Source organism: Streptomyces sp. NPDC006552 (assembly GCF_040611655.1).
GTDB lineage: Bacteria > Actinomycetota > Actinomycetes > Streptomycetales > Streptomycetaceae > Streptomyces.
Map to the genome: position 1 here is coordinate 1 of NZ_JBEXOS010000052.1, position 14,206 is coordinate 14,206.

General features: G+C 72.8%; 10 protein-coding genes. 9 read left to right on the forward strand and 1 reads right to left on the reverse strand.

Annotated elements, in window-relative coordinates:
- Window positions 1-324: 324 nt before the first annotated feature.
- On the reverse strand, window positions 325-1,665 hold the full coding sequence (gene murA, locus ABZY33_RS25805) for a UDP-N-acetylglucosamine 1-carboxyvinyltransferase (protein ID WP_356494050.1): 1,341 nt from the start codon (window positions 1,663-1,665) through the stop codon (window positions 325-327).
- Window positions 1,666-1,937: 272 nt separating this feature from the next.
- Here murA and ABZY33_RS25810 point away from each other — a divergent pair, with 272 nt between their 5' ends.
- The 9 genes from ABZY33_RS25810 (at window position 1,938) to ABZY33_RS25850 (ending at window position 14,095) form a co-directional block, all read left to right on the forward strand.
- Window positions 1,938-2,498: a YqgE/AlgH family protein gene (locus ABZY33_RS25810; RefSeq protein ID WP_356494051.1), complete on the forward strand. Its 561-nt coding sequence runs from the start codon at window positions 1,938-1,940 to the stop codon at window positions 2,496-2,498.
- A gap of 52 nt (window positions 2,499-2,550) precedes the next feature.
- Window positions 2,551-2,838 carry a DUF3039 domain-containing protein gene (locus ABZY33_RS25815; RefSeq protein WP_356494052.1) on the forward strand — a complete coding sequence of 96 codons (288 nt, stop codon included), beginning with the start codon at window positions 2,551-2,553 and terminating at the stop codon, window positions 2,836-2,838.
- Window positions 2,839-3,048: 210 nt separating this feature from the next.
- Entirely contained in the window at window positions 3,049-4,359 is a 1,311-nt protein-coding gene (locus ABZY33_RS25820; RefSeq protein ID WP_356494053.1) for an extracellular solute-binding protein, read from the forward strand.
- Window positions 4,356-5,276 carry a sugar ABC transporter permease gene (locus ABZY33_RS25825; protein WP_356494054.1) on the forward strand — a complete coding sequence of 307 codons (921 nt, stop codon included), beginning with the start codon at window positions 4,356-4,358 and terminating at the stop codon, window positions 5,274-5,276. The genes ABZY33_RS25820 and ABZY33_RS25825 overlap by 4 nt, the downstream gene beginning before the upstream one ends.
- 26 nt (window positions 5,277-5,302) lie before the next feature.
- Window positions 5,303-6,145: a carbohydrate ABC transporter permease gene (locus ABZY33_RS25830; protein WP_356494101.1), complete on the forward strand. Its 843-nt coding sequence runs from the start codon at window positions 5,303-5,305 to the stop codon at window positions 6,143-6,145.
- 4 nt (window positions 6,146-6,149) lie between these two features.
- Window positions 6,150-7,772 carry a beta-N-acetylhexosaminidase gene (locus tag ABZY33_RS25835; protein ID WP_356494102.1) on the forward strand — a complete coding sequence of 541 codons (1,623 nt, stop codon included), beginning with the start codon at window positions 6,150-6,152 and terminating at the stop codon, window positions 7,770-7,772.
- Window positions 7,773-8,088: 316 nt separating this feature from the next.
- Window positions 8,089-8,985: an FAD binding domain-containing protein gene (locus tag ABZY33_RS25840; RefSeq protein ID WP_356494055.1), complete on the forward strand. Its 897-nt coding sequence runs from the start codon at window positions 8,089-8,091 to the stop codon at window positions 8,983-8,985.
- Window positions 8,982-11,765: a 2Fe-2S iron-sulfur cluster-binding protein gene (locus ABZY33_RS25845; protein ID WP_356494056.1), complete on the forward strand. Its 2,784-nt coding sequence runs from the start codon at window positions 8,982-8,984 to the stop codon at window positions 11,763-11,765. Before ABZY33_RS25840 ends, ABZY33_RS25845 begins: the two co-directional genes overlap by 4 nt.
- On the forward strand, window positions 11,762-14,095 hold the full coding sequence (locus tag ABZY33_RS25850; RefSeq protein WP_356494057.1) for a molybdopterin cofactor-binding domain-containing protein: 2,334 nt from the start codon (window positions 11,762-11,764) through the stop codon (window positions 14,093-14,095). Before ABZY33_RS25845 ends, ABZY33_RS25850 begins: the two co-directional genes overlap by 4 nt.
- The last annotated feature ends 111 nt before the right edge of the window (window positions 14,096-14,206 follow it).

A 14,206-nucleotide genomic window follows, 5' to 3' on the forward strand; every position in this document is an offset into this window, starting at 1 on the left:
TATCTCTCGTTCTCCCTCGTGGGGGTCGCCCCCCCCCCGCCCCCCGCCCCCCCCCCCCGCCGGGGTTTTACGGGGGTGTCCTGCCGGCCGCGGCTCCGGTGGGGGCTGGTCGCGCAGTTCCCCGCGCCCCTGAGATGCGCACTGCGTGCGCCATCTCCCCCGGGGAAGGCTGCGCGCAGCGCATGCCTAGGGGCGCGGGGAACTGCGCGAGAAGCCCCCACCGGGCCGCTGAGGCCATCTCTGGGCGTCTCGACGCCGATGGGGGCCACCCGGACGGATCCGGGTGGCCCCCATCGGCGTACAGGCCGCTACGCGGGATACGGGCTAGCCGAGCGCCTTGCCCGGCAGTTCTACCTTCGCGCCGAGCTCGACGAGCTTCTCCATGAAGTTCTCGTAACCCCGGTTGATCAGATCGATCCCGTGCACCCGGGACGTCCCCTGCGCAGCCAGCGCAGCGATCAGGTACGAGAAGCCACCACGCAGGTCGGGGATGACCAGATCGGCCCCCTCCAGCTTGGTCGGCCCGGAGACGACCGCCGAGTGCAGGAAGTTGCGCTGCCCGAAACGGCAGTCGGAGCTCCCCAGGCACTCGCGGTAGAGCTGGATGTGCGCGCCCATCTGGTTCAGCGCGGAGGTGAAGCCCAGCCGGGACTCGTACACCGTCTCGTGGACGATCGACAGGCCCGTGGCCTGCGTGAGGGCGACGACGAGCGGCTGCTGCCAGTCGGTCTGGAAGCCCGGGTGGACGTCCGTCTCCAGGGCGATCGAGGAGAGCTTGCCGCCCGGGTGCCAGAAGCGGATGCCCTCGTCGTCGATCTCGAAGGCGCCGCCGACCTTCCGGTACGTGTTGAGGAACGTCATCATCGAGCGCTGCTGGGCGCCGCGGACGTAGATGTCGCCCTCGGTGGCGAGCGCGGCCGACGCCCAGGACGCCGCCTCCAGGCGGTCGGAGAGGGCGCGGTGCGTGTAGCCGCCGAGCTTGTCGACACCGGTGACGCGGATGGTGCGGTCGGTGTCCATGGCGATGATCGCGCCCATTTTCTGCAGGACGCAGATCAGGTCCTCGATCTCCGGCTCCACGGCCGCGTTCGAGAGTTCCGTCACGCCCTCGGCGAGGACGGCCGTGAGCAGGACCTGCTCGGTGGCGCCCACGGAGGGGTAGGGCAGCCGGATCTTGGTGCCGCGCAGCCGCTGCGGGGCCTCCAGGTACTGGCCGTCCGCGCGCTTCTCGATCGTCGCGCCGAACTGGCGCAGCACCTCGAAGTGGAAGTCGATCGGCCGGCCGCCGATGTCGCAGCCGCCCAGGCCCGGGATGAAGGCGTGGCCGAGACGGTGCAGGAGGGGGCCGCAGAGCAGGATCGGGATGCGTGAGGAACCCGCGTGCGCGTCGATGTCGGCCACGTTGGCCGACTCCACGTGCGAGGGGTCCATCACCAGCTCGCCCGGTTCCTCCCCGGGGCGGACCGTCACACCGTGCAGCTGGAGCAGGCCGCGTACGACACGGACGTCGCGGATGTCCGGGACGTTGCGCAGCCGGCTGGGAGCGCTGCCGAGCAGCGCGGCGACCATGGCCTTCGGCACGAGGTTCTTCGCGCCGCGGACACGGATCTCACCCTCCAGCGGGGTGCCGCCGTGGACAAGCAGGACATCATCGGTGACGGTCATGGATCTCGCGTTCCGAAGAGGGGGGCAGGGCCAAGTGACAACAAGGGACAAGGGTAAGGGCCGCCTGCCCCTGTTCCGTAAGCCCGGAGTCGGTCGGGACCGTCATGACTTCGCTACAACACGATCCGTGGCGGGCCGGGCACCCGAGGTGACGCGGGGGGCGGCGGGAGGCGCCGCGCCGTGCCCTCCGCCGCGATCCCGGCTGAGCTGCGTTCTTGCCGTTCTTCCCCTTGCCGCCCCCCGCGCGGGCGATGTGCGGGATCATGTCTGGCATGACCGAGGTGTCCTCGCTCACAGGGCGACTGCTCGTGGCCACTCCCGCCCTCACGGACCCGAATTTCGAGCGTGCCGTCGTGCTCCTCCTCGACCACGACGAGAAGGGCTCGCTCGGCGTCGTCCTCAACCGGCCGACCCCGGTGGACGTCGGCTCCGTCCTGGACGGCTGGGGCGAGCTGGCCGGGGAGCCGGGGGTCGTCTTCCAGGGCGGTCCCGTCGCGCTGGACTCGGCGCTCGGGGTCGCGGTGATCCCCGGCGAGGAGGGCCCGCTCGGCTGGCGCCGGGTGCACGGCGCGATCGGCCTCGTCGACCTGGAGGCACCGCCCGAGCTGCTGGCGGCGGCGCTCGGCTCGCTGCGCATCTTCGCCGGGTACGCGGGCTGGGGCCCGGGCCAGCTGGAGAACGAGCTGGCCGAGGGCGCCTGGTACGTGGTCGAGTCGGAGCCGGGGGACGTGTCCGCCACGCGCCCCGAGGGGCTGTGGCGCGCGGTGCTGCGCCGCCAGCGCGGCAAGCTGGCCATGATCGCGACCTACCCGGACGACCCCTCGCTGAACTGACGCCACCGGCGGCCCTTCGCCCCGTGCGCCGCCTTCAGTACCCTTGGCCGTTATGAGCACTCTTGAGCCCGAGCGCGGGACAGGTACGGGGACCCTGGTAGAGCCGACGCCGCAGACGTCGCACGGTGACGGCGATCACGAGCGCTTCGCCCACTATGTCCAGAAGGACAAGATCATGGCGAGCGCTCTCGACGGCACTCCTGTCGTCGCGCTCTGCGGCAAGGTCTGGGTGCCGGGCCGCGACCCGAAGAAGTACCCGGTCTGTCCCATGTGCAAGGAGATCTACGAGTCGATGGGTGCCGGGGGCGACAAGGACAAGGACGGCGGCAAGGGCAACTAGCGGCGTCGTTCCCCGGGCGGCGACGCCCTCCTCTCCCTGCCTTGAGGCCCCTGGTGTGCGGTGACGCGCGCCGGGGGCCTTCGTGTGTCCGCGCGGCCGGTCCCACGTAAACCATTGCGCTCACTGGTCCAGTCCTCTTAATCTCCGTCGTGTTGTGCACAGCGAAACAACCATTGCGTATGTTGCAACGACATCTCGGAGGCGTTCCCGATGAAGCTCCCAGCGCGGCTCTCTGTCAGAACGGCCGTACCGCTCACGGCACTTGTCCTCGCGGCCACCGCCTGCGCCCCCGGCACCTCCGACAACAGCGGCGCCGCCAAGGACGAACAGAGCGGCACCCTGCGCGTCTGGCTCTTCCAGGAGGTCAACAACGCGCCCAAGCAGAAGGTCGTCGACACCGCGATCGGTGACTTCCGGCGCGCGCACAAGGACGCGAAGGTCCAGGTCGAGTACATCCCCGTCGACACCCGCGCCGAGAAGATCAAGGCCGCGTTCAACGACCCCAAGAGCGCGCCCGACCTCATCGAGTACGGCAACACCGACACCGCCGGGTACGTGCGCGACGGCGGACTCGCCGACGTGACCGAGGAGTTCGGCAAGTGGGCCGATGCCAAGGACACCGACCCGACCGCCAAGGAGTCCGTCACGGTCGACGGCAAGATCTACGGCGCGCCCTACTTCGTCGGCGTACGCGCCCTGTACTACCGCACCGACGTCTTCAAGGACCTCGGCCTCGACGTCCCGCGCACCCAGGCCGAACTCGCCGCCACCGCCAAGAAGATCCACCGGTCCCGCCCGGAGCTGTACGGGCTGGCCGTCGGCGGCGCGTACACCTACGGCGCGATGCCCTTCATCTGGGCCAACGGCGGCGAACTCGCCGAGAAGAAGGGCGACTCGTACGTCTCCGCCCTCGACAGCCCCGCCGCCCAGAAGGGCATCAAGGCCTACACCTCGCTCTTCGGCTCCGCCAACTGCCCGGCCGCCAAGTGCGCCGGCATGGGCGGCAACGACACCGTCACCGCCTTCGCCTCCGGCAAGGCCGCCATGGCCATCGGCGGCGACTTCAGCCACCAGGCCATGGAGGACGGCAAGGTCAAGGGCAAGTACGCCGTCGTCCCGCTGCCGGGCGTGCGGGCCGGCTCCATCGCGCCCGCCTTCGCCGGCGGCAACAACATCGGCGTCCTCAAGAGCACCTCGCACCGCACGCTCGCCGTCGCCCTCATGGAGCGGCTCGCCGGGAAGAGCGCACAGCGCGCCCTCTTCTCGGGGATGGGCTTCCTGCCCACCTACACCGACGTCCGGACCGAGGTCGCCCGGGAGGAGCCGTTCGTCGCCCCCTTCGTGAAGACCCTGGGCGCGGGCGCCAAGTTCGTCCCCGCCTCGCCCGCCTGGGCGAAGATCGACGCCTCCCTCGTCCTGCCGACGATGTTCCAGGAGGTCGTCAGCGGCCGCAAGGACGTCGCGGCGGCCGCCGGTGACGCGGCGAAGAAGATGGACGACGCCTTCGGGAGCGCCGGATGAGTGCGATACCCGCGGGCACCGCACGCGGGAGACCCGCACGGGCGCGCGGCGGCTGGACGCCCTGGCTCTACCTCGCCCCCGCGCTCGTCCTGCTCGGCGCACTGCTCGTCTACCCGATCTACCAACTCGGCCTGATCTCCTTCCTGGAGTACACCCAGGCCCAGGTCAGCGGCGGCGCACCCACCACCTTCCAGGGCTTCGGCAATTACCGGACCCTCTTCGCCGACAGCCAGTTCTGGCAGGTGCTGGCGGCCACCCTGCTCTTCGCGGCGGCCTGCGTCGTCAGCACCCTGCTGATCGGCTGTGCCCTCGCGGTGCTGCTCACCCGGGTCCGGGCGCTGCCCCGGCTCGCCCTGATGCTCGCCGCGCTCGGCGCCTGGGCCACCCCCGCGATCACCGGGTCCACCGTCTGGGTCTTCCTCTTCGACCCCGACTTCGGCCCCGTGAACAAGGTGCTCGGGCTCGGCGACTTCTCCTGGACGTACGGCAGATACAGCGCCTTCGCCCTGGTCCTGCTCGAAGTGGTCTGGTGCTCGTTCCCGTTCGTCATGGTCACGGTGTACGCGGGCATCCGCGCCATCCCCGGCGAGGTGCTCGAAGCGGCCTCCCTCGACGGGGCCTCGCAGTGGCGGACCTGGCGCTCCGTCATGGCGCCGATGCTCCGCCCGATCCTCGTCGTCGTCACCATCCAGTCGATCATCTGGGACTTCAAGGTCTTCACGCAGATCTACGTCATGACCAACGGCGGCGGCATCGCCGGCCAGAACCTCGTCCTGAACGTGTACGCCTACCAGAAGGCGTTCGCCGGCAGCGAGTACAGCCTCGGCTCCGCCATCGGCGTCGTCATGCTCGTCATCCTGCTCGCCGTCACCCTCGTCTACCTCCGGATCATGCGCAGAGAGGGGCAGGAACTGTGAGCGCCACCGGTCCGACCGGCGTACGCGTGCGGCGCGCGCCGCGCATCCGCCGGCCCTGGCGGTTCGCCGCCGAGGCGTCCGCGCTGCTGATCGCCGTGGCGGTCGCCTTTCCCCTCTACTGGATGGTGCTCAGCGCGTTCAAACCGGCGGGCGAGATCGAATCGTCCCAGCCGCGGCCCTGGACGCTCGCTCCGTCGCTCGATTCCTTCCGCCGCGTCTTCCAGCAACAGGAATTCGGCCGGTACTTCCTCAACAGCCTCATCGTGGCGGGCACCGTCGTGGTCGTCTCCGCGCTCGTCGCCTTTCTCGCCGCGACCGCCGTGACCCGCTTCCGCTTCCGGTTCCGTACGACGCTGCTCATCATGTTCCTCGTCGCGCAGATGGTGCCCGTGGAAGCGCTCACCATCCCGCTGTTCTTCCTGATGCGGGACTTCGGACAGCTCAACACGCTCGGCTCGCTGATCCTGCCGCACCTCGCGTTCTCGCTGCCGTTCGCCGTGTGGATGCTGCGCGGCTTCGTCAAAGCCGTACCGGAAGCACTGGAGGAAGCGGCCTGTCTGGACGGCGCGAGCCGCTCCCGTTTCCTGTGGCAGATCCTTTTCCCGCTCGTCTTCCCCGGGCTGGTGGCGACGAGTGTCTTCTCCTTCATCTCCACCTGGAACGACTTCCTCTTCGCGAAGTCGTTCATCATCAGCGACACCTCCCAGTCGACGCTGCCGATGGCGCTGCTCGTCTTCTTCAAACCCGACGAGAACGACTGGGGCGGAATCATGGCAGCCTCGACCGTGATGACCCTGCCGGTCCTGGTCTTCTTCGTACTCGTACAGCGCCGCCTGGTCTCCGGCCTCGGCGGCGCGGTTAAGGACTGACGTGCTGGACGCTCCCGCAGACCTCCTCCCCGCGCCCCGCCGGTTCACGCGGGACGGCGACGGCGCCTTCGAGCTCGACAGCCGCACGGGCCTCACGGCGGCAGAGGGCACCGAGTCCACCGCGCGCTGGCTGCGCGCCACGCTCGGCCAGGTCACCGGCCTCGCCCTGCCCCCGGCCGACGAGGGCCGCGCGATACGCCTGTCCATCGACCCGTCCCTCCCGGCGGAGGGCTACCGCCTGACCGCCACCGCCACCGGCGTCGACATCGTGGGCGGCGCCCCGGCCGGTGTCTTCTGGGGCGCCCAGACGCTGCGTCAGCTCCTGGGCCCCGACGCCTTCCGCCGCGCCCCGCTCGCCGCCGGGCGCCCGTGGTCCGTCCCGCACGTCACCGTCGAGGACGCCCCGCGGTTCGGCTGGCGCGGCGCCATGCTGGACGTCGCCCGGCACTTCATGCCCAAGGACGGCGTGCTGCGCTTCATCGACCTGCTCGCCGCCCACAAGCTCAACGTCTTCCACTTCCACCTCAGCGACGACCAGGGCTGGCGCATCGAGATCGAGCGGTACCCGAAGCTGACCCGGGACGCCTCCTGGCGCACGCGCACCAAATGGGGCCACCGCGCCTCCGACCTCTGGGACGACACACCGCACGGCGGCTTCTACACCCAGGACGACATCCGGGAGATCGTCGCCTACGCCGACGCCCGGCACATCGCGGTCGTCCCCGAGATAGACCTGCCGGGCCACTCCCAGGCCGCCATCCACGCGTATCCGGAACTCGGCAACACCGACGTCGTCGACACCGCCGCGCTCCCCGTCTGGGACACCTGGGGCGTCAACCCGAACGTCCTCGCCCCCACCGACGCCACCCTCCGTTTCTACGAGGGCGTCTTCGAGGAGTTGCTGGGCCTCTTCCCGTCGACGTTCATCCACGTGGGCGGCGACGAGTGCCCCAAGGACCAGTGGCGGCAGTCGCCGACGGCCCAGTCACGCATCCGGGAGCTGGGCCTCAAGGACGAGGACGGACTCCAGTCCTGGTTCATCCGGCACTTCGACACCTGGCTGGGCGAACGCGGCCGGCGGCTCATCGGCTGGGACGAGATCCTCGAAGGTGGCCTCGCGCCCGGCGCCGCGGTCTCCTCCTGGCGCGGCTACCAGGGCGGCATCACCGCGGCCCGGGCAGGACACGATGTCGTCATGTGCCCGGAGCAGCAGGTCTACCTGGACCACCGGCAGGCGCCCGGCGAGGACGAGCCCGTCCCGATCGGCTACGTGCGCACCCTGGAGGACGTCTACCGCTTCGAGCCCGTCCCGCCGGAGCTGACCGCGGCGGAGGCCCGGCACGTCCTGGGCACCCAGGCCAACCTGTGGACCGAGGTGATGGAGAACCAACAACGCGTCGACTACCAGGCGTTCCCGCGCCTGTCCGCCTTCAGCGAGGTGGCCTGGAGCGAGCTGCCCGCGCCCGCGGAGCGCGACTACACGGAGTTCGCACGCCGGATGGACGGCCACTACCGGCGACTTGACGCCCTGGGCGTCGACTACCGGCGGCCGGGCGGCCCGTTGCCGTGGCAGCGCCGCCCCGGCGTGCTCGGCCGCCCGATCGAGGGAGCGCCCCCGAACAGGTGAGGAGGTGGCCCGGGCCGGCAGGGGACCCGCGCAGGACGCCTCATAGGTCACCGAAGAGTGTCAATTCGCCCTGAGGGACGATCCCCTGCCATATCGGTCATCTCCCAGGTGGAAGGGGCGAAAGCCTCCTACCGGACCCCAACTCCGGGCACCCGGGAAGATGTGCCAGAGTTGCCACGTCCGGCCTGTCAGCACGTACCGTACGGCGGAACAGGCGCAACGGCGGCAACGGCGGTCACGCGAGCGGCGGCAGCCCAGGTGACGACCACCGCGGCCGCCGGGCGCAGGGCCGGGCATCGGGAAGGGGCAGCCGGTTTTGACCACGCACGCACCGCAGGCGACACGGGCCGCGGTACTTCCGAGTTCGCTGGACGAGGCGGTCGCGGCGCTCGCCGCCATGCCCGCCGCCGTGCCCGTCGCGGGCGGCACCGACCTCATGGCGCAGGTCAACGCGGGTCAGCTCCGCCCCGCCGCCCTCGTCGGCCTCGGCCGGATCAGCGAGATCCGCGGCTGGCAGTACCAGGACGGCAACGCGCTGCTCGGCGCCGGCCTCACCCACGCCCGTATCGGCCGCCCCGACTTCGCCGCGCTCATCCCCGCCCTGGCCGCCGCCGCCCGCGCCGCCGGGCCGCCCCAGATCCGCAACGCCGGCACCCTCGGCGGCAACATCGCCTCCGCCGCCCCCACGAACGACGCGCTGCCCGTGCTGGCCGCCCTCGAAGCCACGCTGATCATCGCCGGACCTCAGGGCGCCCGCCGCGAGGTGCCCGTCTCGCACCTGCTGGCCGGGATGGAGATGCTGCGCCCCGGCGAACTCATCGGCTTCGTCCGCGTCCCCCTGCTCCACGCCCCGCAGGTCTTCCTCAAGGCCACCGGCCGCACCGGACCCGGCCGCGCGCTCGCCTCCGTCGCGCTCGTCCTCGACCCGGCCCGGCGCTCCGTGCGCTGCGCCGTCGGCGCCATCGCGCCGATGCCGCTGCGCCCCCTGGAGGCCGAGCAGTGGGTGGCCTCGCTCATCGACTGGGACGGCGACCGCGGCGCGCTCGTGCCGCAGGCCGTGCAGGCGTTCGGCGAGTACGTCGCCGCGGCCTGCATCCCCGACCAGGCCCCCGCCCCGGACGGCACCCAGGAGCCACTGCCGCCCGCCGTACTGCATCTGCGGCGCACCGTCGCCGCGCTGGCCCGACGTGCACTTGGGAGGGCGCTGTCGTGACGAACGAGTACAACGGAGCGGACGCGGGAGCCCGGGGCGCCGACGGCTGGCAGCCGCTGCCTCAGGGCGACTACGACTCCGACGCCACCGCCTTCGTACAGCTGCCCCCCGACGGCTTCCCGGACGCGCCGCTCGCCGCCCCGGGCCACGGCTACGTGCCGCCGCAGATAACGGTGAGCCCCGCCACGGGCGCCGCCACGACCGACCCCGCGGCGACGGGTGTCTGGGTACTGCCGCCGGGACTGACCGGCACCGCGGGTGCGCCGCAGCGGCAGGAGCCGGAGCAGGGGTCGGGCTGGCCCGCGGAGTCGTACGGGGGTGGGGACGGGGGGTACCAGGGGCCGGACGCGTCGTCCTCTGCGGGGTACCAGGGGCAGGACGCGGATCCGTACGGGGCGTACCAGGTGCCGGGCTATGAGCAGCCGTATGGGGCGACGCCTGAGCCGTACGGGAGCGCGCACGGGCACGGTGACGCGCACGGGCATGGTGACGCGCACGGGCACGGTGATGTGCACGGGCACGGTGAGACGGGGCAGTGGTCGATCCCGGTCGCCGGCGGCGTACTCCCGGAGGAGTCGGGGGAGTTCACCGCGTCCTCGCTGGCCGCGCACTGGGGCGACCGCATGCCTCCCGCGACGCTGCCGGGGGGCGCGCCCGCGCCCTGGGCGTCGCAGCCGTGGGCGCAGCCGGGTGGGGGCCACGGGGTGGCCGATCCGGAGTTGGTGAGTGAGCCGGGGTCTGCGTCTGCGTCTGGGCAGGAGCCCGAGGGGCGGGAAACCGATGTGGCCGGCCCGGGGTTCGCGTGGCCGGAGCCGGGTCGTGCGCGGCCCGAGCCCGAGGGGGAGCTGGAGTCCGGGACGGAGCCTGCGGGGCCCGCGCCGGAGGGCGGGGTCGGTGTTGAGGCGCAGGCGGGCCGGGATGCTGAACGTGCGCCGGGCACCGAGGGCAGGTCGGTCGCCGGGGGCAGGCGGGGCGTCGACGGCGGGCCGGTTGCTGACGGCGGGCCGGACGACGATGGCGTGCCCTTTACTGACGGTGTGCCGGATGTCGGCCGCGCGCCGAACGCTGCACCGGCGGTGGACGACGCCGTATCCCGGCTGGATGGCGCATCCGCGTCGGGTTCCGCATCCGCGTCGGACGGCGCGCCCGCTTCGGGCTCCGCGACCACGCTGGACGGTGCGGCCGCGCGGGGTGCCGGATCCGTGCGGGACTCCGCATCCGCGTCGAGCTCCGCGGCATCAGCGTCGGGCTCCGGACCCGCGTCGGGCTCCACATCCACGTCGGACTCCGAGTCCCCGCTGGACGCTGCGCCTGAGTCGGGTTCTGCATCCGCGCTGGACGCCGCACACGCGCAGGGCTCCACATCCGTACAGGACTCCGTACCCGGACTGGACGGCGAACCCTGGGCAGCCTCCGCGCCCGCGTCGGACTCGGCACCCGCGCAGGACGGCGAACCCTGGGCGGCCTTCGCACACACGCCGGGTTCCGCACCCGCGCGGGACGGCGAATCCTGGGTGGCCCCCGCACCCGCGCAGGACGGCGAACCCTGGGTGGCCCCCGCACCCGCGTCGGACTCCGCACCCGCGCAGGACGGCGCGCCCCAGGCGGACACCACGTCCGCGCCGGACGGCGGATACGTGCCGGACGGAGAGCCCGAGCCGTACGAAGGGCCCGCGCCGGACGACGAAACCGCGCCGGACACGGCACCCTTGCCGAACACGGCCCCCGGGCCGGACGTCACACCCTTGGTGGACAACGCCGCGCCCGCACCGGAGGGCCGCCCCGCCTTGGACGGCGACCCCGCGAAGGGCGGCGTCCCCGCGCAGGACGGTGGCCCCGCCCCGGACGGTGCCCTCGCGCAGGACGGCGCCCTCGCGCAGGACGGCGCCCTCGCGCAGGACGGCGCACCCGCGCAGGACGGCGCCCTCGCGCAGGACTCCGCACCCGCGCAGGACGGCGCCCCCGCGAAGGACGGTAGCCCGGCCTCGAACCATGGCCCCGCGCAGGACGGCAGTCCCGCGCAGGACGACGACCCCGCCCCGAACCCCGAACCCGCCCCGAACACCGCCCCCACGCCGGCCGGCGAACTCGTACCGGAGCCCGACGAAGCCCCCGCCCCCCACTCCGCCCACTCCTCACCCGGCAGCCCCCCCTCCGCCCCGCTCCACGACGACCACCCCGTCGCCAGCTACGTCCTACGGGTCAACGGCACCGACCGCCCCGTCACCGACGCCTGGATCGGCGAATCGCTCCTCTACGTGCTGCGCGAACGCCTCGGCCTCGCCGGTGCCAAGGACGGCTGCTCGCAGGGCGAGTGCGGCGCGTGCAACGTCCAGGTGGACGGCCGCCTCGTCGCCTCCTGCCTGGTCCCCGCGGCGACCACCGCCGGCAGCGAGGTACGTACGGTCGAGGGCCTCGCCGACGAAGGAGGCCCCTCCGACGTGCAGCGGGCGCTGGCCGCGTGCGGCGCGGTCCAGTGCGGCTTCTGCGTCCCCGGCATGGCGATGACGGTCCACGACCTCCTCGAAGGCAACCCGGCCCCCACCGACCTCGAAGCCCGCCAGGCGCTCTGCGGCAACCTGTGCCGCTGCTCGGGCTACCGCGGCGTACTCGACGCGGTGCGCCAGGTCGCCGGCGAACGGCGGGCGGCGCAGCAGACACCGGCGGAAACGGCGGGGACCGCCGCCGAGGACGGGCCCCGCATCCCGCACCAGGCGGGCCCGGCCACCACTGAAGACATCCGGGGCGACCGGGAGACCCGGGACGGAGGCCGAGCGTGACCAGCGAGACGACAGAGGCCCCCGCGGCCCCCGAGGCGGAGCCGATCCCGCACGGACTCGGCACCACCCTCCCCGCGGTGGAGGCGCGCGCCAAGACCGAGGGAACCTTCCCCTACGCCGCCGACCTGTGGGCCGAAGGGCTCCTGTGGGCGGCGGTCCTGCGCTCCCCGCACGCGCACGCACGCGTGGTCTCCATCGACACCACCCACGCGCGCGAGATGCCGGGCGTCCGCGCGGTCATCACGCACGAGGACGTCCCCGGCGGCCCGCTCTCCGGCCACCGCACCTCCGACCGCCCGCTCTTCGCCTCCGAGGTCGTACGCCACCACGGCGAGCCCCTCGCGGCGGTCGCCGCCGACCACCCGGACACGGCGCGCATGGCGGCCGCGGCGATCATCGTCGAGTACGAGGTCCTGGAACCCGTCACCGACCCGGAGAAGGCGTTCGCGGCCGAGCCGCTGCACCCCGACGGCAACCTGATCCGGCACATCCCGCTGCGCCACGGCGACCTGGAGGCGACCGGCGAGGTCATCGTCGAGGGCCTCTACCGCATCGGCCGCCAGGACCCGGCCCCCATCGGCGCGGAAGCGGGCCTCGCGGTCCCGCGCCCCGACGGCGGTGTCGAGCTGTACATCGCCTCGACCGACCCGCACGGCGACCGCGATGTGGCCGCCGCCTGTTACGGCCTGGAGCCGGACCGGGTGAAGGTCGTCGTCACGGGCGTCCCGGGCGCGACGGCCGACCGCGAGGACCCGGGCTTCCAGCTCCCGCTCGGCCTCCTCGCCCTGCGCACCGGCTGCCCGGTCAAGCTGACGGCGACCCGCGAGGAGTCGTTCCTCGGCCACCCGCACCGCCACCCGACCCTCCTGCGCTACCGCCACCACGCGGACGCCGACGGCACGCTGGTCAAGGTCGAGGCGCAGATCCTGCTCGACGCGGGCGCGTACGCGGACACGTCGTCGGACGCGCTCGCGGCGGCCGTCGCCTTCGCCTGCGGCCCGTACGTCGTCCCGCACGCCTCCATCGAAGGCTGGGCGGTCCGCACGAACAACCCGCCCTCCGGCCACGTACGGGGCGAGGGCGCGGTGCAGGTCTGCGCGGCGTACGAAGCCCAGATGGACAAGCTGGCGAAGAAGTTGGGCCTCGATCCGGCCGAGTTGCGGATGCGCAACGTCCTGGCGACCGGCGACGTCCTCCCCACCGGCCAGACGGTCACCTGCCCGGCCCCCGTGGCCGAACTCCTGGGCGCCGTACGGGAATTCCCCCTGCCCGCCCTCCCCAAGGACACTCCGGAGGAGGACTGGCTGCTGCCCGGCGGCCCCGAGGGCGCGGGCGAGCCCGGTGCGGTGCGGCGCGGTGTCGGCTACGGCATCGGCATGGTGCACGTGCTGGGCGCCGAGGGCGCGGACGAGGTCTCCACGGCCACGGTCAAGGTGCACGACGGGGTCGCCACGGTCATCTGCGCGGCGGTCGAGACGGGCCAGGGCTTCACCACGCTCGCCCGCCAGATCGTCCAGGAGACGCTGGGCATCGACGAGGTCCACGTGGCCCCGGTGGACACGGACCAGCCCCCCGCCGGGCCGGGTTGCCGCGGCCGCCACACCTGGGTCTCGGGCGGCGCGGTCGAACGCGCCGCGAAGATGGTCCGCACGCAGCTCCTTCAGCCGCTGGCGCACAAGTTCGGCATGTCGACGGAGCTGCTCCAGATCGCCGACGGCAAGATCACGTCGTACGACGGTGTCCTGTCCACCACGGTCGAAGAGGCCATGGACGGCAAGGAGTTGTGGGCCACGGCGCAGTGCCGCCCGCACCCGACCGAGCCGCTGGACGCGAGCGGTCAGGGCGACGCGTTCGTGGGCCTCGCGTTCTGCGCGATCCGCGCGGTCGTCGACGTGGACATCGAGATCGGCTCCGTACGGGTGGTGGAACTGGCGGTGGCGCAGGACGTCGGCCGGGTCCTCAACCCGGGCCAGCTCGCCGCGCGCATCGAGGCCGGTGTCACGCAGGGCGTCGGCGCGGCTCTCACCGAGAACCTGCGCACACCCAAGGGTGTCGTACGCCGTCCTGACCTCACGGGTTACGCCCTGCCCACGTCGCTGGACGCCCCAGACATCCGCATCGTGAAACTGGTGGAGGAGCGCGACGTGGTGGCCCCCTTCGGCGCGAAGGCAGCCGGCGCGGCCCCCGTGGTCGCGTCCCCGGCGGCGATCGCCTCAGCGGTCCGCGCGGCGACGGGCCGCCCGGTCAACCGCCTCCCGATCCGACCACAGGCGGCGGTGGTGACGGAGCCGGCCCCCGCACCGACCGGCACGCCGGAGACGACGGGCTGAGGCCGCGTCGAGCCCCCTGACCGGACGACGTGCCGCGCGCGCCCACGCGGGCTCTGTGCGGCAGATGGCTGGCACGCGCGCCCCGCACCCCGGACCATGGCGCGCACGCAC